Here is a 22,131-nt window from a genome sequence, read left to right on the forward strand (position 1 = left end):
CCCACGCCCTGCCCCGGAGGTACCACCCATGTCCCAGAGAAGGCGCAGGTCCTTGGCGCTCCTGACCTCGGGAGTTCTTGCACTGCCGCTGCTCGCGGGCTGCGGCGCGGGTGAAGACGAGGGCGGCCCGGTCGCCGCCGGGCAGGACATCGCGACCACCACCCGCGACAAGGTGGCCGACGGCGGGGTGCTGCGCTGGGCCGTGGACGCCCTGCCCGGCACCCTCAACATCTTCCAGGCCGACGCCGACGCCACCACCGGCCGGATCGCCGGGGCGGTACTGCCCCAGCTGTTCGTGCTGGACGCCAAGGGGCGGCCGGTGGCCAATCCCGACTTCCTGGAGAAGGCAGAGGTCGTCGAGCGGGAGCCCAAGCAGGTCGTCCTGTACAAGCTGAACCAGCAGGCCGTGTGGAGCGACGGCCGCGAGATCGGCGCCGCCGACTTCGTCGCCCAGTGGCGGGCCCTGAACGGCAAGGACTCCGCTTACTGGACCGCGCGCAACGCGGGCTACGACCGGATCGAGAAGATCGAGCGCGGCAAGACGGACCTGGAGGTCAAGGTCACCTTCGTCAAGCCGTACGCCGACTGGCGCTCCCTCTTCTCCCCGCTCTACCCCAAGCAGGTCACCGGCACCCCGGAAGCCTTCAACGAGGGCGCCCGCGGCGCCCTCAAGGTCACCGCCGGACCCTTCTCGCTGGGCGCCATCGACAAGAAGACCGGCACCGCCGCCCTGACGCGCAACCCGCGCTGGTGGGGCGCCCCCGCCAAGCTCGACTCCCTCGTGCTCACCGCCGTGCCCCGGGCGGAGCGCCCGGCGGCGCTCGCCGCGGGCAAGCTCGACATGGCCGAGATCGACCGCACCGGCGCCGACCGGATCGCCCTGGCCCAGCGGGACGCCGCCAAGGCCGACGGGGCCCACGGCCCCGCCGCCTCGGTGACGCCCGCGCAGGCCACCCTCTCGTGGGCGCTGGCCTTCGGCGTGGACGAGGCCAAGGCCAAGGAGGCGCAGGAGACCCGGCAGAAGCACGCCGAGGCGGTCAAGCGGTACGCCGAGGAGCAGGGCGCCCTGCGCGCCTTCACCGTCCGCAAGTCCCTGGAGCCCGCCTACACCCAGCTCGCCATGAACGGGGCCTCCGGCCCGCTCACCGACGAGCGCGTGCGCCGGGCCGTGGCCAGAGCCCTGGACCGCCAGGCCCTCGCCGACATCGTCCTCAAGCCGCTGGGCCTGCCCGCGAAGCCCGTGGGCAGCCACCTGGCGCTGGCCGGGCAGCAGGCGTACGCCGACAACAGCGACGCCCTCGGCGGTCAGGACACCGAGGCCGCGCAGGCCCTGCTCGCGGACGCCGGCTGGCGCCGGGGCGGCAAGCTCACCGAGCCGAACGGGGCCAAGGCGGGAGCGGAAGCCGCGAAGGAGCACGACGACGGGAAGACCCCGTCGGGCCCCGGGACCGGCAACGACGGGCTCTACATCGTCGGCCAGGACGACGAGCGCAACGGAGACCACGACGCCTCCGGCCGGCGCGGGGACGACAAGCCGGCGGCCGGAGCCGAGGCCGCCCGCCGGGACCACCCGGACCACCCCGACCACCGCCCCGAAGGCCCCGAGAACCCGGCCGGCATGGCCCTGCCCGAGGGCGTGTACGGGTTCGACGGGGAGATCGTCGACGCCGACGCCTTCGCCTCCGGTGTCCAGCCCTCCCCGGTGCTGGCCCCGGCCCCCTTCGCCGCCCGGCAGGAACAACTGCTGCTCACCCAGGCGGCCCAGGCGGCGCAGGCCGCACAGGCCGCACAGACCGAAGCCGTGGACGACGGCAAGCGCAGCCCGGCCCTGGACGCCGAGGCCGCCGACCCGGCGGCCAAGGCGAGCGGCGCCCCGCCGGCCCCCGCCAAGCAGGCCGTACGCAACTCGGGCTCCATGCTCGCCAAGGACGGCAAGCCGCTCACCCTGCGCTTCGTCCTCCCGTCGGGCCCCGGCTCGGAGGCCCTGCGCACGGTCGGCGAGCGGATCGCGCAGATGCTCCACAAGGTCGGCGTGCAGGCGGAGCTGACCAAGGTGGCCGACGAGAGCTTCTTCAAGGACTACGTCGCCTCCGGCCAGTACGACCTGGCCCTGTACTCCTGGCCCGCGACCGCCTACCCCGCCACCGACGCCCGGCCGATCTTCGCGAAGCCCGAGCCGGCGGCCGACGGCTCGCTGGTGGTCGAACAGAACTACACCCGGGTCGGCACCGACCACATCGACCAGCTCTTCGACCAGGCCGCCGGCACGCTGGACGAGGACCAGTCCCGCGAGCTGATGCGCAAGGCGGACGCCCGGATCTGGGCTGCGGCCGGCTCCATCCCGCTCTACCAGCGCCCCGAGCTGGTGGCGGCGAAGCCGAACCTGGTCAACGCGGGCGCCTTCGGCCTCGGCGCGCCCCGCTACCAGGACATCGGCTGGAAGAAGGCGCCGACGGCCAAGGACAAGGCCAAGGACGACAAGAAGAACTGATGACGAAACGGTGCATCCGAGATTGAGACCCGGGTTTCTACCTCAGATGTGACTCAAGTCCCTTGCCCGCCGGGAACCCGGCGGGCAAGGTCGTACGTACCCGTTGACCCGCGTGTATTCAGGCAGTACCAGGGGCCGAGACCCCCCACCGAAACCTCGGCCCTCCTCAGTCGTCCGGCCTCTTGACAGACCCCCCGGCAGGCGGTTCCCGCTGCGCGACGTACGATGGGGTAAGGCCGTGGCAGGTTTTCCGCCCGGTCGAGGCTCGCGTGCCGGACCGTACGCGTCGCCATCCACGATCCCGGGAGAAGCGCCGAAGTGCCCACGCGCCACGACATCCGTAACGTCGCCATCGTCGCCCACGTCGACCATGGCAAGACGACCATCGTCGATGCCATGCTCAAGCAGGCCGGTGCCTTCGCCGCCCACCAGCACCTCGACGACCGCATGATGGACTCGAACGACCTGGAGCGTGAGAAGGGCATCACGATCCTCGCCAAGAACACGGCGGTGAAGTACCACCCGAAGGACGGGTCGGCCCCGATCACGATCAACATCATCGACACCCCCGGCCACGCCGACTTCGGTGGTGAGGTCGAGCGCGGTCTGTCGATGGTGGACGCCGTCGTTCTGCTGGTGGACGCCTCCGAGGGTCCGCTGCCCCAGACCCGCTTCGTCCTGCGCAAGGCCCTGCAGGCGAAGATGCCGGTCATCCTCTGCATCAACAAGACGGACCGTCCGGACTCCCGGATCGACGAGGTCGTCAACGAGACGTACGACCTCTTCCTCGACCTGGACGCCGACGAGGACCAGATCGAGTTCCCGATCGTCTACGCCTGTGGCCGTGACGGCGTGGCCTCGCTGACCAAGCCGGAGGACGGCACCGTCCCCGCGGACAGCGACAGCCTGGAGCCCTTCTTCTCCACCATCCTGGCCCACGTCCCGGCCCCGGTGTACGACGAGGAGGCCCCCCTCCAGGCCCACGTCACCAACCTGGACGCGGACAACTTCCTCGGCCGCATCGCGCTGGTGCGCGTCGAGCAGGGCGAGCTCCGCAAGGGTCAGACCGTCGCGTGGATCAAGCGTGACGGCACCATCTCCAACGTCCGCATCACCGAGCTGATGATGACCGAGGCGCTCACCCGCAAGCCGGCCGAGGTGGCGGGCCCGGGTGACATCTGCGCGGTCGCCGGTTTCCCCGACATCATGATCGGCGAGACCCTGGCCGACCCGGAGAACCCGATCGCGCTCCCGCTGATCTCGGTCGACGAGCCGGCGATCTCGATGACCATCGGTACGAACACCTCCCCGATGGTCGGCCGCGGCGGCAGCGGCAAGGGCGCGGACGCCAAGTCCGCGGTCAAGGACCGCAAGGTCACCGCCCGCCAGGTCAAGGACCGTCTGGACCGCGAGCTGGTCGGTAACGTCTCGCTCCGCGTCCTCGACACCGAGCGTCCCGACGCCTGGGAGGTCCAGGGCCGTGGTGAGCTCGCGCTCGCCATCCTGGTCGAGCAGATGCGCCGCGAGGGCTTCGAGCTGACCATCGGCAAGCCGCAGGTCGTCACGCAGATCGTCGACGGCAAGGTGCACGAGCCGGTCGAGCGCATGACGGTCGACGTCCCCGAGGAGCACATGGGTGCGGTCACGCAGCTCATGGGCGTCCGCAAGGGCCGCATGGACAACATGTCGAACCACGGCTCCGGCTGGGTCCGCATGGAGTTCGTCGTCCCGTCGCGCGGCCTCATCGGCTTCCGTACCGAGTTCCTGACCGGTACGCGCGGTACGGGCATCGCCCACTCGATCCACGAGGGCCTCGAGCCGTGGTTCGGCCAGCTGGTGACCCGTAACAACGGTTCGCTGGTCGCCGACCGCTCCGGTTCGGTCACGCCGTTCGCCATGATCAACCTGCAGGAGCGCGGTGTCCTGTTCACCGAGCCCGGCACCGAGGTGTACGAGGGCATGATCGTCGGCGAGAACTCGCGCGCCGACGACATGGACGTGAACATCACCAAGGAGAAGAAGCTCACCAACATGCGTGCGGCTTCCGCGGACAACACCGAGAACGTGGTGCCCCCGCGCAGGCTCTCCCTGGAGCAGTCCCTGGAGTTCTGCCGCGACGACGAGTGCGTCGAGGTGACCCCGGAGGCCGTCCGCATCCGCAAGGTCGTCCTGGACCAGAAGGACCGCTCGCGCTCCGCCTCGCGCGCCAAGTCCGGCAAGTAATCGAGTAGGACCCAGATCACACTTGGGTCCGCCCGGTCACGGCTTTTTCGAGCAGCCCCTCCCCGCACGGTCTCCGTGCAGGGAGGGGCTGTTCGCTTTTGTCAAGTGGATTGTTTCCGTCCGGTGTCCGGATACCGACCGTGACACTCCGGAAGAAGAGCTAACAGTCCGTTTCGCACGTGTCTGTCTCCTATCCGTTTGTCCGGATTTCGGGTTTTGGCCATAGTGCGATGTTGTGAAAACGAGACCACTTAAGTGTGGTTTACGGTCTGGGCGTCCCTGAGGATGGCTCCATTGAGCTCGGGTCAATGGGTCACACGCTGTGGGGAGCGTCGACTCACGAGCACACTCGGGGCACTGGTTCCTTATCGCCGTCAGGGGTGTCGGCGAAACGCAACACGTGTCCCTCACATCAGACAGTGGACTCATGAGGAGGAAACCCATGCGCGGTGCCAAGAGCGCCAAGTGGGTAACGGGCGCGATTGTCGTTGCCCTGGCTGCGACCGCTTGCGGTGGCGGCGGCGGCAAGGTGGCCGGCAAGGGCGATGTCGACCCGAACGGCATCTACTCGGTCGAGGTCGGCGAGCCGGAGAAGCTTCTCCAGCCGGCCGACACGATGGAGTCCAACGGCTCGATCGTCATGTCGGGCCTGTTCGCCCCGCTCGTCGACTACGACGCCGACGGCAAGCTGGTCATGATCAACGCCGAGTCGGTGGAGACCAAGGACAGCAAGACCTGGACCGTCAAGCTCAAGCCGGGCTGGACCTTCCACGACGGCACCAAGGTGACCGCCGAGTCCTACGTGAAGGCGTGGAACTGGGGCGCGAACATCAACAACAAGCAGGGCAACGCGTCCTGGTTCGCCGACATCAAGGGCTACGAGGCCGTCCACCCGGAGGCCAAGGACGCCAAGCCCACCGGTGACTCCCTCGAGGGTCTGAAGGTCGTCGACGAGAACACCTTCACCATCGAGCTCGCCAACGCGGTGCCGTACTTCTCGTACAAGCTCGGCTACCAGGCCTTCCTGCCGCTGCCCGACTCCTTCTTCAAGGACCCCGCGGCCGCCGGTGAGAAGCCGGTCGGCAACGGCCCCTACAAGTTCAAGTCGTGGGAGCACAAGAAGCAGATCGAGCTCACGCGCTTCGACGACTACAAGGGTCCGAACAAGGCGAAGAACGGTGGCGTCGTTCTCAAGAACTACTCCACCCTCGAGACCGCCTACGAGGACCTGAAGTCGGGCAACGTCGACGTCCTGCGCCAGGTCGGTCCGAAGGACCTCCCGGTCTACCGCGCCGACCTCGGTGACCGCGCCGTGGACCAGGCGTACTCCGCCATCCAGACGCTGGCCATCGCGTACTACGCCGACCAGTGGAAGACCCCGAAGGTCGTCGACCCGAAGGTCATCCAGGGTCTGTCGATGGCGATCGACCGCGACACCATCACCAAGACCGTGCTCCAGGGCACCCGCGAGCCCGCCACGGGCTGGGTCGCCAAGGGCGTCCTCGGCTACACGCCGAACGCGACCGGTGACGTCACCAAGTTCGACCCCGCGAAGGCCAAGGCGCTCATCGCCGAGGGCGGCGGCGTTCCGAACAACGAGATCTTCATCCAGTTCAACTCGGATGGCGGTCACAAGGAATGGGTCGAGGCTGTCTGCAACAGCATCACCCAGGCCACCGGCGTCAAGTGCACCGGTGACGCCAAGCCGGACTTCCAGGCCGACCTCCAGGCCCGTAAGACCCAGCAGGTCAAGTCGATCTACCGCTCCGGCTGGGTCCTCGACTACCCGGTGAACGCGAACTTCATCAGCGACCTGTTCCGTACGGGCGCCGGTGGCAACCAGGGCGGGTTCTCGAACCCGGCGCTGGACGCGAAGATCGCCGCGGCCGACACGGCGGCGAGCCTGGACGAGTCCGTGAAGGCCTACCAGGCCATCGAGAAGGACCTCGTCAACTACATGCCGTCGATCCCGCTCTGGTACTACAAGGTCAACGCGGGCTTCTCGGAGAAGGTCTCGAACGTGAAGTACGCCCAGGACGGCGACCCGATCCTCGAGGGTGTCGAGGTCAAGAAGTAAGTCCCACCGCGTAATTCATTTCGACGGATGTGGGCCGGCGGGGAGCCGGCCCGCATCCGGGCCTATACGCAGCGCCCCGGGGGGCCCTTTCGCGACGCAGTGACGATCCCGTCACGCGCGTGCGTGGCGAAAGGGCCCGTCCGGCTGCGCCTGCCGCATCTTCTACGGAGGCATGATGGGGCGCTATGTCGCACGACGACTGCTCCAGATGATCCCGGTCTTCTTCGGGACGACCCTGCTCATCTTCTTTATGGTGTACAGCCTGCCCGGCGACCCCGTGGCCGGACTCTTCGGAGACAAGGGCGCGGACCCGGCCACGCTGGCCGCGCTCCGTCACCAGCACGGTCTGGACCTGCCGATCTGGCAGCAGTACTACAACTACATCACCGGCATCCTGTTCCACTTCGACTTCGGAACGCAGATCCGCAGCGGCCGTGAGATCACCGAGGTCATCGGTGGTGCCTTCCCGGTCACGATCCGGCTGGCCTTCCTGGCGTTCGCCATCGAGATCGTCCTGGGCCTCGCGCTCGGGATCGTCGCCGGCCTCAAGGCCGGCAAGCTCGTGGACAACATCATCCTGATCCTCACCCTGCTGATCATCTCGATGCCGGTCTTCGTCCTCGGTTTCATCGTCAAGTCGGTGTTCGCCTTCCAGCTCGGCTGGATCGAGCCGAACGTCAGCATCAACGAGACCTGGGGCGAGCTGCTCGCACCGGCGATCGTGCTGGGGTCCTTGTCGCTCGCCTATGTGGCCCGCCTGACCCGCACCTCGATGGCCGAGAACCTGCGCGCCGACTACGTGCGCACCGCCGTCGCCAAGGGCCTGCCCAAGCGCCGCGTCATCGGTGTCCACCTGATGCGCAACTCGATGATCCCGGTCGTCACCTTCCTGGGCACCGACATCGGCGCCCTCATGGGCGGCGCCGTCGTCACCGAGGGCATCTTCAACGTCAAGGGTGTCGGCGGTCTGATCTACGACTCGGTCGTCCGCCGCGAGGGCCTGACCGTGGTCGGTGTCGTCACCGTCCTGGTCGTCGTCTACCTCATAGCCAGCCTGCTCGTCGACCTCCTCTACGCGGTCATGGACCCGAGGATCCGGTATGCCTGACATGACCCAGACCGAAACCGTCAAGGCCGAGACCCCGGGAGCGCCCGGCGCCCCGGTGGAGCCGGCGAAGGCCGAGAAGGCGCGCAGCCTCTGGGGCGACGCGTGGGCCGACCTGCGTCGCAACCCCTACTTCGTGGTCTCCGCGGCGCTGATCTTCGTCCTCCTCGTGATCGCCGCCTTCCCGGGCTGGTTCACCAGCGTCGACCCCACCAAGGGCGACCTGGTCCACCACTTCCTCGGCAAGCCGGAGCTGTCCAAGGTCGGTTCGCCCGACTGGCTCGGCTGGGACGGCCAGGGCCGCAGCGTCTACGCCCGCCTCATCTACGGCACCCGGGCCTCGATCATCGTCGCCGTCGCCGTGACCGCCATCGTCACCGTCGTCGGCGGCCTGACGGGCATGATCGCCGGCTACTTCGGCGGTCTCACGGACGCGATCATGTCGCGCGTCACCGACGTCTTCTTCGGCATCCCGTTCCTGCTCGGCTCGATGGTCGTCCTCCAGGCCTTCACCAAGCGCACGGTGTGGACGGTCGTCTTCGCCCTGGCCTTCCTCGGCTGGACGCAGATCAACCGCGTCATGCGCGGCGCGGTCATCACCGTGAAGCAGGCGGACTACGTGCACGCCGCCAAGGCGCTGGGCGCAGGCACCACGCGGATCCTGTTCCGGCACATCCTGCCGAACGCCATGGCCCCGGTGATCGTGGTCTCCACCATCGCGCTGGGCGGCTACATCGCCGCCGAGGCCACCCTGTCCTACCTGGGTCTGGGCCTCGCGTCCCCGACCATCTCGTGGGGCGTGGACATCTCGGCCGGATCCGCGCAGATCCGAGTGGCGCAGCACATCCTGCTGTACCCCTCGATCATGCTCAGCATCACCGTCCTCGCCTTCATCATGCTCGGCGAAGCGGTCCGCAACGCCCTCGACCCGAAGCTGCGCTGAGGAGGGCGTAAGTGATCACCATGGACAACACCTCCAGCGTTCCCTCCCCGCGTGACGGGGACCCCCAGACGCCCCTGCTCGAAGTGCGCGACCTGCACGTCGAGTTCCACACCCGCGACGGTGTGGCCAAGGCAGTCAACGGCGTCAACTACAGCGTGAGCGCCGGCGAGACCCTCGCCGTCCTCGGCGAGTCCGGCTCCGGCAAGTCCGTGACGGCCCAGGCCATCATGGGCATCCTCGACATGCCCCCCGGCAAGATCCCGCAGGGCGAGATCCTCTTCCGCGGCCAGGACATGCTGAAGATGAGCTTCGAGGAGCGGCGCAAGCTGCGCGGCCAGAAGATCGCCATGATCTTCCAGGACGCGCTGTCCTCGCTGAACCCGGTGCTCACCGTCGGCTACCAGCTGGGCGAGATGTTCCGCGTCCACCAGGGCCTGTCGAAGAAGGAAGCCCGCCTCAAGGCCATCGAGCTGATGGACAAGGTCAAGATCCCGGCGGCGAAGGAGCGTGTGGACGACTACCCGCACCACTTCTCCGGCGGTATGCGCCAGCGCATCATGATCGCCATGGCGATCGCGCTGGAGCCCGACCTGATCATCGCGGACGAGCCGACCACGGCCCTGGACGTCACCGTCCAGGCCCAGGTCATGGACCTCCTCGCGGAGCTCCAGCGCGAGCTCAACATGGGCCTCATCCTCATCACCCACGACCTCGGCGTCGTCGCCGACGTCGCGGACAAGATCGCCGTCATGTACGCCGGCCGGATCGTCGAGACCGCACCGGTCCACGAGATCTACAAGCGCCCGGCACACCCGTACACCCGCGGTCTGCTCGACTCGATCCCGCGTCTGGACCAGAAGGGCCAGGAGCTCTTCGCGATCAAGGGCCTGCCGCCGAACCTGCTGAACCTGCCCTCAGGCTGCTCGTTCAACCCGCGCTGCACCGCCGCGCAGGACATCTGCCGGTCGGAGATCCCCGTGCTCCAGCCCGTCAGCGAGCAGGACGGCACCGAACTGGTCGGCCGTCACAGCGCGTGCCACTTCTGGAAGGAGCAGATCCATGGCTGAGCTCACCAAGAACGCCCCCGAGCGCGGCGAGCCGATCCTCCAGGTCCGCAACCTGGTCAAGCACTTCCCGCTGACCCAGGGCATCCTGTTCAAGAAGCAGGTCGGCGCGGTCCGCGCGGTCGACGGGATCTCCTTCGACCTGTACCAGGGCGAGACCCTCGGCATCGTCGGCGAGTCCGGCTGTGGCAAGTCCACCGTCGCCAAGCTCCTGATGAACCTGGAGCGCGCCACCGCCGGCGAGGTCTTCTACAAGGGCCAGGACATCACCAAGCTGTCCGGCCGCGCCCTGAAGGCCGTGCGCCGCAACATCCAGATGGTGTTCCAGGACCCGTACACCTCGCTCAACCCGCGCATGACGGTCGGCGACATCATCGGGGAGACCTACGAGATCCACCCCGAGGTGGCTCCCAAGGGCGACCGGCGCCGCAAGGTCCAGGAGCTCCTGGACGTCGTGGGCCTCAACCCGGAGTACATCAACCGGTACCCGCACCAGTTCTCCGGCGGTCAGCGCCAGCGCATCGGCATCGCCCGAGGCCTCGCGCTCAACCCGGAGATCATCATCTGCGACGAGCCGGTCTCCGCGCTCGACGTGTCGGTGCAGGCCCAGGTCATCAACCTGATGGAGAAGCTGCAGGAGGAGTTCAACCTCTCCTACATCTTCATCGCGCACGACCTGTCGATCGTCCGGCACATCTCGGACCGGGTCGGCGTCATGTACCTCGGCAAGATGGCCGAGATCGGCACCGACGCGCAGATCTACGAGCACCCGACCCACCCGTACACCCAGGCGCTGCTCTCCGCGGTGCCGGTGCCGGACCCGGAGGCCCGCGAGGGCCGCGAGCGGATCCTCCTCACCGGAGACGTCCCCTCCCCGGCCAACCCGCCGTCGGGCTGCCGCTTCCGCACCCGCTGCTGGAAGGCCGAGGAGAAGTGCTCCACGGAGGAGCCGCTCCTGGCGATCCCGGAGCGCTTCCAGGGCTCCAAGTCGCTGGCCGCGCACGAGTCGGCCTGCCACTTCGCCGAGGAGAAGGCCGTTCTGGCCGTCTGACCTCGCGTAGGCGATCACACCGAAGCGCCCGGCACCGGATTTCGATCCGGCGCCGGGCGCTTCGGCGTTCGGTGCCGTGACCGGGGAGGTCCACCGCCGCCGCGCGGAAAGGCGGTTGCGGGGCGGCGCCGCCCGGTCCGATGGTGGTGTGATGACCGACATGCTGACCGTACGGCCCGCCGGGCCCGGAGACGCCGAGGACATCTGCGGGCTCCTCAACGCCGTCGACGTGATCGAGATCGGCCGCCCCGAGACGGATCTCGCGGCCGTCGAGGCCGATCTGCACCACCCCGACGTGGACCTGGCCAGGGATTCCTGGCTGGCCTTCGAGGGCGGCCGCCTCATCGCCTACGCCCTGGTCTGGGCCGACTCCGGGCCCGGCCGGATCGACTCCGACCACTACGTCCTGCCGGGACGCCGGGAGGTCTCCCGCCGGCTGCTGGAGCTGGTGGAGGTCCGGGCCCGGGAACTGGCCGCCGGAGCCCCGGGCGGCTCCCTGCGGCTCCAGCTCAACGTGGAGCCCACCCTGGACACCACCCTGCTCCCGGCCCGCGGCTACCGCACGGTCCGCCGCTACCAGGTGATGACCCGCGCCCTGGACCCCGCCGCCGACCGGCCCCCGGCGGCCCCCGCCGGGCTCACCCTGCGCCCCTGCGACGGGGACGGGGCCGAGCGCCGCCGGGCCCACGCCCTGATCGAGGAGACCTTCGCCCAGCACTTCGGCCACGTGGAGCGCCCGTACGAGCCCTGGCTGGACCACATCGACGGCCGCGGCCTGGACTGGTCGCTGGTGTGGATCGCGGCCCTGCCCGGCCGGGGCGACGTGGGCGTCCTGCTGACCCGGGACGACCGCACCAGCATGGGCTGGCTCAGCCACCTCGGCGTACGGGCGGACGTGCGCGGCCGGGGCGTCGGCGGCTTCCTGCTCCGCCACGGCTTCGCCGCCTACGCCGCGCGCGGCCGCACCACGGTCGGCCTCGGCGTGGACACGGGCAACGAGACCGGGGCGCTCGCGCTGTACGAGGCGCACGGCATGGGGGTGCACTACGCCGTGGACACCTGGCAGCTGGAGCTGTGACCGCCGGGGCCCACTTTGCACTCGGAGGGGTGACAGCCGGGGGACGCGAGGGTGCAATCGGTCCAACGACGCGTGTACGGGACCCCACATAGGGTGACATTGGGCCCTAAGTGAGTCTTGGGATCCAGTAGGAGGCACTCCATGCGCGGAGCCACCCACGCCAAGTGGGCCGCATGTGCGGCGGCCGTAGCCCTCGCGGCGACGGCTTGCGGCGGCGGAAGCGACAGCGGCGGAGGCGGTGGCGCGGCGGGCATCATCAGCTCCTCGTGGGGTGACCCGCAGAACCCGCTGGAGCCCACCAACACCAACGAGGTGCAGGGCGGCAAGGTCCTCGACATGCTCTTCCGGGGTCTCAAGCGGTACGACCCGAAGACCGGCGAGGCCAAGAACATGGTCGCCGACAAGATCGAGACGACCGACAGCCAGAACTTCACGATCACGCTGAAGGACGGCTGGAAGTTCAGCAACGACGAGCCCGTCACCGCCCAGTCCTTCGTGGACGCCTGGAACTACGGCGCGGACGTCACCAAGAAGCAGAACAACTCGCCGTTCTTCTCCGACATCGTCGGCTACGCGGACGTGCACCCGGCCACCGGCGACCCCAAGGCCAAGACCATGTCCGGCCTGGTGGTCAAGGACGCCAAGACCTTCACGGTCGCCCTCAAGGAGAAGTTCTCCACCTGGCCCGAGACCCTCGGCTACCAGGCGTTCTCCCCGCTGCCCAAGTCCTTCTTCACCGACCACGACGGCTGGCTGGCCAAGCCCGTCGGCAACGGCCCGTACACGGTGGACTCGTACACCAAGGGCACCGGCATGAAGCTGCGCAAGTGGGAGGGGTACACCGGCGCGGACAAGGCGGTCAACGGCGGTGTGGACCTGAAGGTCTACACCGACAACAACACCGCCTACACCGACCTGATCTCCGGCAACCTCGACCTGGTCGACGACATCCCGGCGCAGCAGCTCAAGAACGTCAAGAACGACCTCGGCGACCGCTACATCAACCAGCCGGCCCTCATCATCCAGACCCTCACCTTCCCGCTGTACGACCCGCAGTGGAGCAAGGAGGGCATGGAGAAGGTCCGCCGCGGCATCTCGATGGCGATCAACCGCGACGAGATCACCAAGCAGATCTTCCGGGAGACCCGCACCCCCGCCAAGGACTGGACCTCCCCGGCCCTCGGCGACAAGGGCGGCTTCTCCGCCACCGCCTGCGGCGAGGCCTGCTCCTTCGACCCGGCGGCGGCCAAGAAGCTCATCCAGGAGGCCGGCGGACTGCCCGGGGGCAAGGTCTCGCTGACCTCCAACGTGGACACCGGCTCGCACCGCGAGTGGATGGACGCCGTCTGCAACAGCATCAACAACGCCCTGGGCGAGGGTCCGGTCTGCACCGTCAACCCGGTCGGCACCTTCGCCGACTTCAGGAACCAGCAGAGCAGCTTCAAGCTGACCGGCCCCTTCCGCTCCGGCTGGCAGGCCGACTACCCGCTGATCCAGAACTTCCTGGAGCCGCTGTACTACACCGGTTCCTCTTCGAACTACGGCAAGTTCAGCAACCCGGACTTCGACAAGCTCGTCGACGAGGCCAACCGCGAGAGCGACCCGGCCAAGGCGATCACGAAGTTCCAGGACGCCGAGAAGGTCCTCGCCGCCCAGATGCCGTCGATCCCGCTCTGGTACCAGAACGGCAGCGCCGGCCACTCCGAGCGCATCTCCGAGGTGGCGCTCAACCAGTTCAGCGTCCCCGTCTACGACCAGATCAAGGTCAGCTGACCCTCCGTCGGATCGATCCTGGAGCAGTCCATGGGACGTTATGTGATCCGGCGACTGCTCCAGATGATCCCCGTGTTCATCGGTAGCACGTTCCTGATCTTCTTCATGGTGTACGCCCTCGGTGACCCCGTCGCCGCCCTCTTCGGCGACAAGGCCCCCGACCCCGCCACCGCCGCGCGCATCCGCAAGGACCTCTACCTCGACCAGCCCCTGTGGAAGCAGTACCTCCACTACATGGGGCAGATCTTCCAGGGCGACTTCGGCACGGCCTTCAACGGGCAGAAGGTCACCGAGCTGATGGCCACCTCCTTCCCGGTGACCCTGCGCCTGACCATCGTCGCGATCGCCATCGAGATCGTCGTGGGCATCACCCTCGGCGTGATCAGCGGCCTCAAGCGCGGCAAGTCCATCGACACCAGCCTGCTGGTGCTCACCCTCGTGGTGATCTCCGTACCGACCTTCGTGACCGGCTACCTCCTCCAGTTCGTCTTCGGCGTCAAATGGGGCTGGGTACGGCCCACCGTCTCCCCTGACGCGCCCTTCAACGAGCTGATCCTGCCCGGCATCGTCCTCGCGCTGGTCTCCCTCGCCTACGTCACCCGGCTGACCCGCACCTCCATCGCGGAGAACGTCAAGGCCGACTACGTCCGCACCGCCGTGGCCAAGGGCCTGCCCCGGCGCCGGGTCGTCACCCGCCACCTGCTGCGCAATTCGCTGATCCCCGTCGTCACCTTCATCGGCACCGACATCGGCGCCCTGATGGGCGGGGCCATCGTCACCGAGCGGATCTTCAACATCCACGGCGTCGGCTACCAGCTCTACCAGGGCATCCTGCGCAACAACTCCCCGACGGTGGTCGGCTTCGTGACGATCCTCGTCATCGTCTTTCTGCTGGCGAACCTGCTCGTCGACCTGCTCTACGCGGTCCTGGACCCGAGGATCCGTTATGCCTGAGCCCGAGCGCCCCGCCTACGATCCGCTCCAGCCCGGACCCCACGAGGTCATCGCACCCACCGGACAGGGCGGAGCCATGGACCTCGCGCTGGAAGAGGCCGAGAGCCTGGAGCCGGGCGCAGGGAACCCCGCCGGCGCGGGCCCCGCGGGACCCGCCGAGAAGGCCCGGTCGCTCTGGTCCGACGCCTGGCACCAGCTGCGCCGCAACCCCGTCTTCGTCGTCTCCACCCTGCTCATCCTCTTCCTCGTCGTCATCGCGATCTGGCCCCAGCTCATCGCGAGCGGGGACCCGCTCAAGTGCGACCTGTCCAAATCGCAGCAGGGCTCCTCCCCGGGCCACCCCTTCGGCTACGACACCCAGGGCTGCGACGTGTACACCCGTACCGTCTACGGGGCCCGCGCCTCCATCACCGTGGGCGTCTGCGCCACCCTCGGCGCGGCCCTCCTGGGCTCCGCGCTCGGCGGGCTCGCCGGGTTCTTCGGCGGCTGGGGCGACGCACTGCTCTCCCGGGTCGCCGACATCTTCTTCGGGATCCCCGTGGTCCTCGGCGGCCTGGTCTTCCTGTCGGTGGTCACCAGCACCACCGTCTGGCCCGTCGTCGGCTTCATCGTGCTGCTCGGCTGGCCCCAACTGGCCCGCATCGCCCGCGGCTCGGTCATCACCGCCAAACAGAACGACTACGTCCAGGCGGCGCGGGCGCTCGGCGCCGGCAACGGCCGGATGCTGCTGCGGCACGTGGCGCCCAACGCCATCGCGCCCGTCATCGTCGTCGCCACCATCGCGCTCGGCACCTACATCGCCCTGGAAGCCACCCTGTCCTTCCTCGGCGTCGGCCTGCGCCCGCCGACCGTCTCCTGGGGCATCGACATCTCCAACGCCGCCTCGCAGATCCGCAACGCCCCGCACATGCTGCTCTACCCGGCCGGCGCGCTCAGCATCACCGTGCTCGCCTTCATCATGCTCGGCGACGCGGTGCGCGACGCCCTCGACCCCAAGCTGCGCTGAGGAGCCCCGTACATGCTGCTCGAAGTGCGCGACCTGCACGTGGAGTTCAAGACCCGCGACGGGGTCGCCAAGGCCGTCAACGGCGTCAACTACTCGGTGGACGAGGGGGAGACGCTCGCCGTGCTCGGCGAGTCCGGCTCGGGCAAGTCGGTCACCGCGCAGGCCGTGATGGGCATCCTCGACATGCCGCCGGGCCGCATCGCGGGCGGCGAGATCCTCTTCAAGGGCAAGGACCTGCTGAAGATGAAGGAGGAGGAGCGCAGGAAGGTCCGCGGCGCCGAGATGGCCATGATCTTCCAGGACGCGCTGTCCTCCCTGAACCCGGTGCTGAGCGTGGGCGCGCAGCTCGGCGAGATGTACGAGGTCCACCGCGGGATGTCCCGCAAGGACGCCCGGGCCAAGGCCGTCGAGCTGATGGACCGGGTGAAGATCCCGGCCGCGAGGGAACGGGTGGGGGACTACCCGCACCAGTTCTCCGGCGGCATGCGCCAGCGCATCATGATCGCCATGGCGATGGCCCTGGAACCCTCGCTGATCATCGCGGACGAGCCGACCACGGCCCTGGACGTCACCGTCCAGGCCCAGGTCATGGACCTCCTCGCGGAGCTCCAGCGCGAGCTCAACATGGGCCTGATCCTCATCACCCACGACCTCGGCGTCGTCGCCGACGTCGCGGACAAGATCGCCGTCATGTACGCCGGCCGGATCGTCGAGTCGGCCCCCGTCCACGAGATCTACGCCGCGCCCGCACACCCGTACACCCGCGGCCTGCTCGACTCCATCCCGCGCCTGGACCAGAAGGGCCAGGAGCTCTACGCGATCAAGGGCCTGCCGCCCAACCTGCTCGCCATCCCGCCCGGCTGCGCCTTCAACCCGCGCTGCCCGATGGCGCGGGCCGCCTGCCGCACCGACGTACCGCCGCTGGCCGAGGTCGGACCGGACCGCGCCAGCGCGTGCTTCTTCTGGAAGGAGTGCCTCGGTGGCTGAGTCGATCCTCGAGGTGAGGGACCTGGTCAAGCACTACCCGCTGACCCAGGGCATCGTCTTCCGCAAGCAGGTGGGCGCGGTCAAGGCCGTCGACGGGGTCTCCTTCGACCTGCGGGCCGGCGAAACCCTGGGCATCGTGGGGGAGTCGGGCTGCGGGAAGTCGACCGTGGCCAAGATGCTGGTCAACCTGGAACGCCCCACGTCGGGCGCGATCACCTACAAGGGCGAGGACATCGCCAAGCTCTCCGGCAAGGCCCTCAAGGCCGTGCGCCGCAACATCCAGATGGTGTTCCAGGACCCGTACACCTCGCTCAACCCCCGGATGACGGTCGGCGACATCATCGGGGAGCCCTACGAGATCCACCCCGAGGTGGCCCCCAAGGGCGACCGGCGGCGCAAGGTCCAGGACCTGCTGGACGTGGTCGGTCTCAACCCCGAGTACATCAACCGCTATCCGCACCAGTTCTCCGGCGGCCAGCGCCAGCGCATCGGGATCGCCCGCGGCCTGGCGCTCCAGCCGGAGATCATCGTCGCGGACGAGCCGGTCTCCGCGCTCGACGTCTCCGTCCAGGCCCAGGTCATCAACCTGCTGGAGCGGCTGCAGAGCGAGTTCAGCCTCTCCTACGTGTTCATCGCGCACGACCTCTCGATCGTGCGCCACATCTCCGACCGGGTCGGCGTCATGTACCTGGGCCGGATCGTCGAGATCGGCACCGACACCCAGATCTACGACCACCCCACCCACCCGTACACCCAGGCCCTGCTCTCCGCCGTCCCGGTCCCGGACCCCAGGGCCCGCGCCCACCGCGACCGGATCATCCTCTCCGGCGACGTCCCCTCCCCGGCCAACCCGCCCTCGGGCTGCCGCTTCCGCACCCGCTGCTGGAAGGCCGAGGCGCGGTGCGCGAGCGAGGTCCCGCTCCTGGAGATCCCCTCCTTCCTTCCGGGCGGCCCGACGGCCCACCCCTCGGCCTGTCACTTCGCATCCGAAAAGCGGGCCGTTCCGCCGCCGGGGGAGGAACCGCCGAAGGCGGGACCCCTGACGAAGGACTGATCCGGGGCCGGAGCTCTGGCCCGCGGTAGCGCTCATTTCCGGCCACAGCGCCGAACGGTTCCCCAACCCCGTTTACATGTAGGCAACTTGACCGTTTCTGCCCCGAGATATGGGCCGGGCAGCCTGGTTCCGGTACGGCCGTGCGGGTGCCGACAGCCGGACGGGGAGGCGTACCGCCTCCCCGTCCGGCGTTTTCGTGACCCCGGGCATGCGCGGCGTGCGCCCCTCGTGCTGCCGGAATCGATCCATGCTCTGGTACGGAAAGTTATGATCCGTAGCGCACGGTGGGTATGACTCTGCCGAGCAGCGAGTTGCGAATACGCGTACCGATGTCCGCTCGACGTGGAGGTGAAACGCCGTGGCACTATCGATCTCGGCCGTGGTGCTACTGGCAGTCATCGTCTTCCTGCTGGTCCGGCGCTCGGGCCTGAAGGCGGGTCACGCAGCCGTCTGCGTGCTGCTCGGCTTCTACCTGGCCAGCTCGACGGTGGCTCCGACGCTCTCCCAGCTCACCTCGAACGTGGCGAGCATGATCAGCGGCCTCAAGCTGTAGGCCGCCTCTCCGGCCGCGGGGGCGCCGCCTTGTGGGGCCGGGCCGCCCGGCCCTCGTAGTCTTGCCCCCATGAACGGTCTTCCCGCCCGTCGGCTCCTCCTCGTGCACGCGCACCCGGACGACGAGTCGATCAACAACGGCGTCACCATGGCCAAGTACGCGGCCGAGGGCGCCCACGTCACGCTGGTCACCTGCACGCTGGGCGAGGAGGGCGAGGTCATCCCGCCCGGTCTCGCCCATCTGGCGGCCGACCGCGACGACACCCTCGGCACCCACCGCATCGGCGAGCTCGCCGCCGCGATGCGTGAACTGGGCGTCTCCGACCACCGCTTCCTCGGCGGCCCCGGCCGCTTCCGGGACTCCGGGATGATGGGCGCCGAGCAGAACCGCCGGCCCGGCGCCTTCTGGTCCGCCGACCTGGACGAGGCCGCCGGGTACCTCGTGGAGGTGATCCGCGAGCTCCGCCCCCAGGTCCTCGTCACCTACGACCCGGACGGCGGCTACGGCCACCCCGACCACATCCAGGCCCACCGCGTCGCCACCCGCGCCGCCGAACTGGCCGCGGAGCCCGCGTACCGCCGGGACCTGGGCGCGCCGCACACGGTCGAGAAGCTCTACTGGAACCGCGTACCGCGCTCGGTCGTCGAGGAGGGCTTCGCCCGGCTGCGCGCGGCCGGAGCGAAGGCGCCCTTCCCCGGGCTGGCCGAACCGGACGACGTACCGGGCGTGGTGGCGGACGAGCGGATCACCGCCGAGATCGACGCCGACGAGGCGCTGGTGGCCGCGAAGTCCGCCGCGATGCGGGCCCACGCCACCCAGATCGCCGTGGACGGACCCTTCTTCGCGCTCTCGAACGACCTCGCGCAGCCGCTGTTCACCCGCGAGTACTACGAGCTGGCCTCGGGCCGTCCGGGCGCACCGGCGGGCGAGCGCGAGCGGGACCTCTTCGCGGGGGTGCGGGCATGACCCGTACGTGGACCCCCGGGCGGATCGCCGCCCTGCTGGGCCTGTTGGTGGCCGGAGCCCTGACCGGCACGGCCGGCTGGCTCGTGGTGGACCTGTGGTTCCCGGGCGGGCTGCTGCTGGCCCTGCTCGCCCTCTTCGGACTGTTCCTCGGCGGCCGGATCGCCCTCGGCACCGGCATCGGGGTGGGGGCGGGCGCGATCGGCTGGTTCCTCGCCTACGTGGTGCTCAGCGCCCCCAGGCCGGAAGGGGACTTCCTGCTCAGTTCGTCCGGAATCGGCATGTACGTCTACCTTTTGGGTGGCGTGGTGCTCGCTGTGATGTGCGCCACGATCAGCGGGCCGGGGGACCGAGTGGTTTCGGCCGCCAGGCCTGCCCGGTGACGGGCCGTCCGAACCGCCCGGCGCCCTGACTAGCTGCGTGTCAGGCGCCTGACAGAGGGTCGGAGTCCAACCGGCGGACACCCGGACGGCGACTCCAGGGGGCTCGACGGGCCCTTCGAGGGGGCGTGAAGGGGGCCAAGGGGAACCCTTCGTTCCCGGTGGTCGGGTACGTGCGGGCGGCGGCCAGTATGGTGGACGGGCCGCCGAGCTGCCCGCGCACGGTATGACGGGCGGCGGAGCCAACCGGGAGAACCTGCCTTGAGTCGTCCAACCGACAGTTCGTCCTCCGGGCCCAACGGGCGCGGTGGAGCTGCTTACCCCTCGGGTACGCCGCCGTATGGAACCGGCCAGTATCCGTCCACGACTGTGCCGAATGGTCCTGGTGCGGCGACCGCCCCGGAGGAGAGTTCTGTGACTACGCCTGCCAAGCCGTCCACGCCCGATTCCGACGGGCCGAAAACGGAGACCACCCTGACGACCCGGATCCGGATCAACATCCCCGGATCGCGGCCGATTCCGCCCGTGGTCGTCCGCACGCCCATGCCCGAGACCGCCGAGCCGGAGCCCGCACCGGCCGCCGACCCGGCACCCGTTGCCGAGGAGGCCCCGGCCAACGCCGACGAGCCGGCCAGCAACTGGTTCGCGCCGCGCAAGGCCGGTCCGGGCCCGGCGTCACCGGCACCGGCGCCGACACCGCCGCCGGGCCAGGCCCAGGGCCGCGGCCCGGCGGCGGGAGCGCCGGCCGGGGGGAACTCCGCCCCGCGCTACGACACTCCCGCACAGGGCTTCGCCCAGCCTCCGGCCGGCCCGCGCCCCGGTGCCGCGATGGGCTCCGGCGTCGGCCCCGGCCCGGGCACGGGTCCCCGTACGGGTGGTCCCGCGGGCCCCGGCCAGAACGCCGGCCAGTACTCCGGCCAGGGAGCCCCCGGCCAGGGAGCCCCGGGTCAGGGCTACGGCCAGGGCCCCGGCCAGGGACCCGGCTACGGCCAGGGCCCCGCGCAGGGCCCCGGCTCCGCGCAGCGCCCCGGAGCCCCCGCCCTGCCGGCCGGCCCCGGCGCCGCGTACGGCCCCGGCTCCGGAGCCCCCGCCCAGGGAGCTCCCCACCCGGCCGGGCCCGGCTTCGCCGTGCCCGCGGGTCACCGCCCCGGCGGCCCCGGAGTCGGAACCGGCCCCGGAGCCGGAACAGGAGTCGGAACCACCCAGGGGATGCCCCCGTACGGCCCCGGCCCGGCAGGACCGGCCGGTCCGACCGGCGGGCCCGCGCTGGGGACCGTACCCGTGGGCGAGGCGCAGGAGCCCCGCTGGCCCGGCCCCGAACTCGGCGCCGGAGCCGCGTACCCCGCGCCCGGTCCCGGACCCGGTCCCGCCCCGGGCGTGGACCGCGGCCCCGACCTGTCCGCCTTCCCCGGCCCCGACCCGCTGCAGGAAGTGCCCGCCCCGGCGCCCGCGAAGAAGGCCAAGGCCCCCGCCCGGCCCGCGAAGAAGGGCCGCAGCAAGCTGTTCCTGCTCGTCGGCGCCGCCGTCTCGCTGTTCGGCGTGGCCTACGGCGCGGGCCTGCTCCTCAACCACTCCGACGTCCCCAAGGGCACCACCGTCCTCGGCATCGAGATCAGCGGCACCCGCGACGAGGCCGTCGCCAAGCTCCAGACGGCCTTCGGCAACCGCGCCGCCGGCCCCATCCAGCTCACCGTCGGCGGCAAGCAGGTCGAGCTGAAGCCCGAGAAGGCCGGCCTGAGCCTCGACAGCCAGACCACCGTCCGCAACGCGGCCGGCAGCGACTACAACCCCGTCACCGTCATCGGCTCCCTCTTCGGCAGCGCGCGCGAGGCCGAGGCCGTCATGCCCGTCGACGACGAGAAGCTGCAGGTCGCCCTCCAGGAGCTGGCCGGCACCGCCGGCTCGGCCACCGAGGGCACCATCACCTTCGACACCGGCAAGGCCGTCGCCGTACCCGGCAAGGCCGGCACCACCCTCGACGTGGGCGCCTCCGCCGACCTGGTCACCAAGGCCTTCCGCGACATGGTCGCCACCGGCAAGGCCACCCCGGTCGAACTCCCCTCCGCCACCAAGGAACCGGTCATCGACAAGGCCGAACTGGACCGGGCGATGAAGGACTTCGCCGAACCCGCGATGTCCGCCCCCGCCACGGTCAAGGCGGGCACCAAGTTCCTCCCCTTCGGGCCCAAGTCCCTGCCCAAGATCCTCAGCATGCAGGCGGTGGACGGCCACCTGGTCGAGAAGTACGACCTGGAAGCCCTCAAGGCGACCTACGGGAACACCTTCGACGGCATCCTCATCACCCGCGGCACCGGCGAGAAGACGGCCGTCACCCCGCAGGACGTCGCCGTGGCCCTCGGCAAGGCCCTGCGCGGCAAGACGGCCGCCGAGCGGAGCGCGGTCATCGACACCAACCCGAGCTGATCCGC

Annotated in this window: 17 protein-coding genes; all 17 read left to right on the forward strand. The window is 69.7% G+C overall.

What is annotated here, in order from left to right:
- The first annotated feature begins 28 nt into the window (after nt 1-28).
- Nucleotides 29-2,491, forward strand: coding sequence for an ABC transporter family substrate-binding protein (locus OHU74_RS23605; RefSeq protein WP_371617740.1), 2,463 nt, complete (start codon nt 29-31; stop codon nt 2,489-2,491).
- Nucleotides 2,492-2,809: 318 nt separating this feature from the next.
- Nucleotides 2,810-4,714, forward strand: a complete 1,905-nt coding sequence (gene typA, locus OHU74_RS23610; protein ID WP_266880929.1) for a translational GTPase TypA — start codon at nt 2,810-2,812, stop codon at nt 4,712-4,714.
- 442 nt (nt 4,715-5,156) lie between these two features.
- Nucleotides 5,157-6,791: an ABC transporter substrate-binding protein gene (locus tag OHU74_RS23615; protein ID WP_371617741.1), complete on the forward strand. Its 1,635-nt coding sequence runs from the start codon at nt 5,157-5,159 to the stop codon at nt 6,789-6,791.
- Between the two features lie 175 nt (nt 6,792-6,966).
- The gene (locus OHU74_RS23620; protein WP_371619781.1) at nt 6,967-7,899 is read left to right on the forward strand and encodes an ABC transporter permease; all 933 of its coding nucleotides are present in this window, start codon (nt 6,967-6,969) and stop codon (nt 7,897-7,899) included.
- A complete protein-coding gene (locus OHU74_RS23625; protein ID WP_371617742.1) occupies nt 7,892-8,839 on the forward strand; it encodes an ABC transporter permease in 948 nt (315 codons plus the stop codon). Before OHU74_RS23620 ends, OHU74_RS23625 begins: the two co-directional genes overlap by 8 nt.
- Nucleotides 8,840-8,859: 20 nt before the next feature.
- Entirely contained in the window at nt 8,860-9,906 is a 1,047-nt protein-coding gene (locus tag OHU74_RS23630; RefSeq protein ID WP_371619782.1) for an ABC transporter ATP-binding protein, read from the forward strand.
- Complete coding sequence (locus OHU74_RS23635) at nt 9,899-10,954, forward strand: ABC transporter ATP-binding protein (protein WP_371617743.1); 1,056 nt, start codon at nt 9,899-9,901, stop codon at nt 10,952-10,954. The genes OHU74_RS23630 and OHU74_RS23635 overlap by 8 nt, the downstream gene beginning before the upstream one ends.
- A gap of 151 nt (nt 10,955-11,105) precedes the next feature.
- A complete protein-coding gene (locus OHU74_RS23640) occupies nt 11,106-12,032 on the forward strand; it encodes a GNAT family N-acetyltransferase (protein ID WP_371617744.1) in 927 nt (308 codons plus the stop codon).
- Nucleotides 12,033-12,173: 141 nt separating this feature from the next.
- Nucleotides 12,174-13,805: an ABC transporter substrate-binding protein gene (locus OHU74_RS23645; RefSeq protein ID WP_371617745.1), complete on the forward strand. Its 1,632-nt coding sequence runs from the start codon at nt 12,174-12,176 to the stop codon at nt 13,803-13,805.
- 30 nt (nt 13,806-13,835) lie between these two features.
- Nucleotides 13,836-14,759 (forward strand): ABC transporter permease, encoded by a 924-nt coding sequence (locus OHU74_RS23650; RefSeq protein WP_371617746.1) that lies wholly within the window; start codon nt 13,836-13,838, stop codon nt 14,757-14,759.
- Nucleotides 14,752-15,765 carry an ABC transporter permease gene (locus OHU74_RS23655; protein WP_371617747.1) on the forward strand — a complete coding sequence of 338 codons (1,014 nt, stop codon included), beginning with the start codon at nt 14,752-14,754 and terminating at the stop codon, nt 15,763-15,765. The genes OHU74_RS23650 and OHU74_RS23655 overlap by 8 nt, the downstream gene beginning before the upstream one ends.
- Before the next feature lie 12 nt (nt 15,766-15,777).
- Entirely contained in the window at nt 15,778-16,752 is a 975-nt protein-coding gene (locus OHU74_RS23660) for an ABC transporter ATP-binding protein (protein WP_371617748.1), read from the forward strand.
- Complete coding sequence (locus tag OHU74_RS23665; RefSeq protein WP_371617749.1) at nt 16,745-17,806, forward strand: ABC transporter ATP-binding protein; 1,062 nt, start codon at nt 16,745-16,747, stop codon at nt 17,804-17,806. Before OHU74_RS23660 ends, OHU74_RS23665 begins: the two co-directional genes overlap by 8 nt.
- 358 nt (nt 17,807-18,164) lie before the next feature.
- Complete coding sequence (locus OHU74_RS23670) at nt 18,165-18,359, forward strand: hypothetical protein (protein WP_330298396.1); 195 nt, start codon at nt 18,165-18,167, stop codon at nt 18,357-18,359.
- A 69-nt stretch (nt 18,360-18,428) separates the two neighbouring features.
- The gene (gene mshB / locus OHU74_RS23675) at nt 18,429-19,325 is read left to right on the forward strand and encodes an N-acetyl-1-D-myo-inositol-2-amino-2-deoxy-alpha-D-glucopyranoside deacetylase (RefSeq protein ID WP_371617750.1); all 897 of its coding nucleotides are present in this window, start codon (nt 18,429-18,431) and stop codon (nt 19,323-19,325) included.
- The gene (locus OHU74_RS23680; RefSeq protein ID WP_371617751.1) at nt 19,322-19,705 is read left to right on the forward strand and encodes a DUF6113 family protein; all 384 of its coding nucleotides are present in this window, start codon (nt 19,322-19,324) and stop codon (nt 19,703-19,705) included. Before mshB ends, OHU74_RS23680 begins: the two co-directional genes overlap by 4 nt.
- Nucleotides 19,706-20,116: 411 nt before the next feature.
- Complete coding sequence (locus OHU74_RS23685) at nt 20,117-22,126, forward strand: hypothetical protein (protein WP_371617752.1); 2,010 nt, start codon at nt 20,117-20,119, stop codon at nt 22,124-22,126.
- Nucleotides 22,127-22,131: the final 5 nt, after the last annotated feature.

The sequence above is a fragment of the Streptomyces sp. NBC_00454 genome (assembly GCF_041434015.1).
In the GTDB taxonomy this organism is placed as follows: Bacteria; Actinomycetota; Actinomycetes; order Streptomycetales; family Streptomycetaceae; genus Streptomyces.

Coding starts and splice junctions, on each gene's coding strand:
- OHU74_RS23645 (WP_371617745.1), top strand. CDS start 12,174: ATGCGCGGAGCCACCCACGCCAAGTGGGCCGCATGTGCGGCGGCCGTA.
- OHU74_RS23655 (WP_371617747.1), top strand. CDS start 14,752: ATGCCTGAGCCCGAGCGCCCCGCCTACGATCCGCTCCAGCCCGGACCC.
- mshB (WP_371617750.1), top strand. CDS start 18,429: ATGAACGGTCTTCCCGCCCGTCGGCTCCTCCTCGTGCACGCGCACCCG.
- OHU74_RS23615 (WP_371617741.1), top strand. CDS start 5,157: ATGCGCGGTGCCAAGAGCGCCAAGTGGGTAACGGGCGCGATTGTCGTT.
- OHU74_RS23660 (WP_371617748.1), top strand. CDS start 15,778: ATGCTGCTCGAAGTGCGCGACCTGCACGTGGAGTTCAAGACCCGCGAC.
- OHU74_RS23650 (WP_371617746.1), top strand. CDS start 13,836: ATGGGACGTTATGTGATCCGGCGACTGCTCCAGATGATCCCCGTGTTC.
- OHU74_RS23620 (WP_371619781.1), top strand. CDS start 6,967: ATGGGGCGCTATGTCGCACGACGACTGCTCCAGATGATCCCGGTCTTC.
- OHU74_RS23630 (WP_371619782.1), top strand. CDS start 8,860: ATGGACAACACCTCCAGCGTTCCCTCCCCGCGTGACGGGGACCCCCAG.
- OHU74_RS23605 (WP_371617740.1), top strand. CDS start 29: ATGTCCCAGAGAAGGCGCAGGTCCTTGGCGCTCCTGACCTCGGGAGTT.
- OHU74_RS23640 (WP_371617744.1), top strand. CDS start 11,106: ATGACCGACATGCTGACCGTACGGCCCGCCGGGCCCGGAGACGCCGAG.
- OHU74_RS23625 (WP_371617742.1), top strand. CDS start 7,892: ATGCCTGACATGACCCAGACCGAAACCGTCAAGGCCGAGACCCCGGGA.
- OHU74_RS23635 (WP_371617743.1), top strand. CDS start 9,899: ATGGCTGAGCTCACCAAGAACGCCCCCGAGCGCGGCGAGCCGATCCTC.
- OHU74_RS23680 (WP_371617751.1), top strand. CDS start 19,322: ATGACCCGTACGTGGACCCCCGGGCGGATCGCCGCCCTGCTGGGCCTG.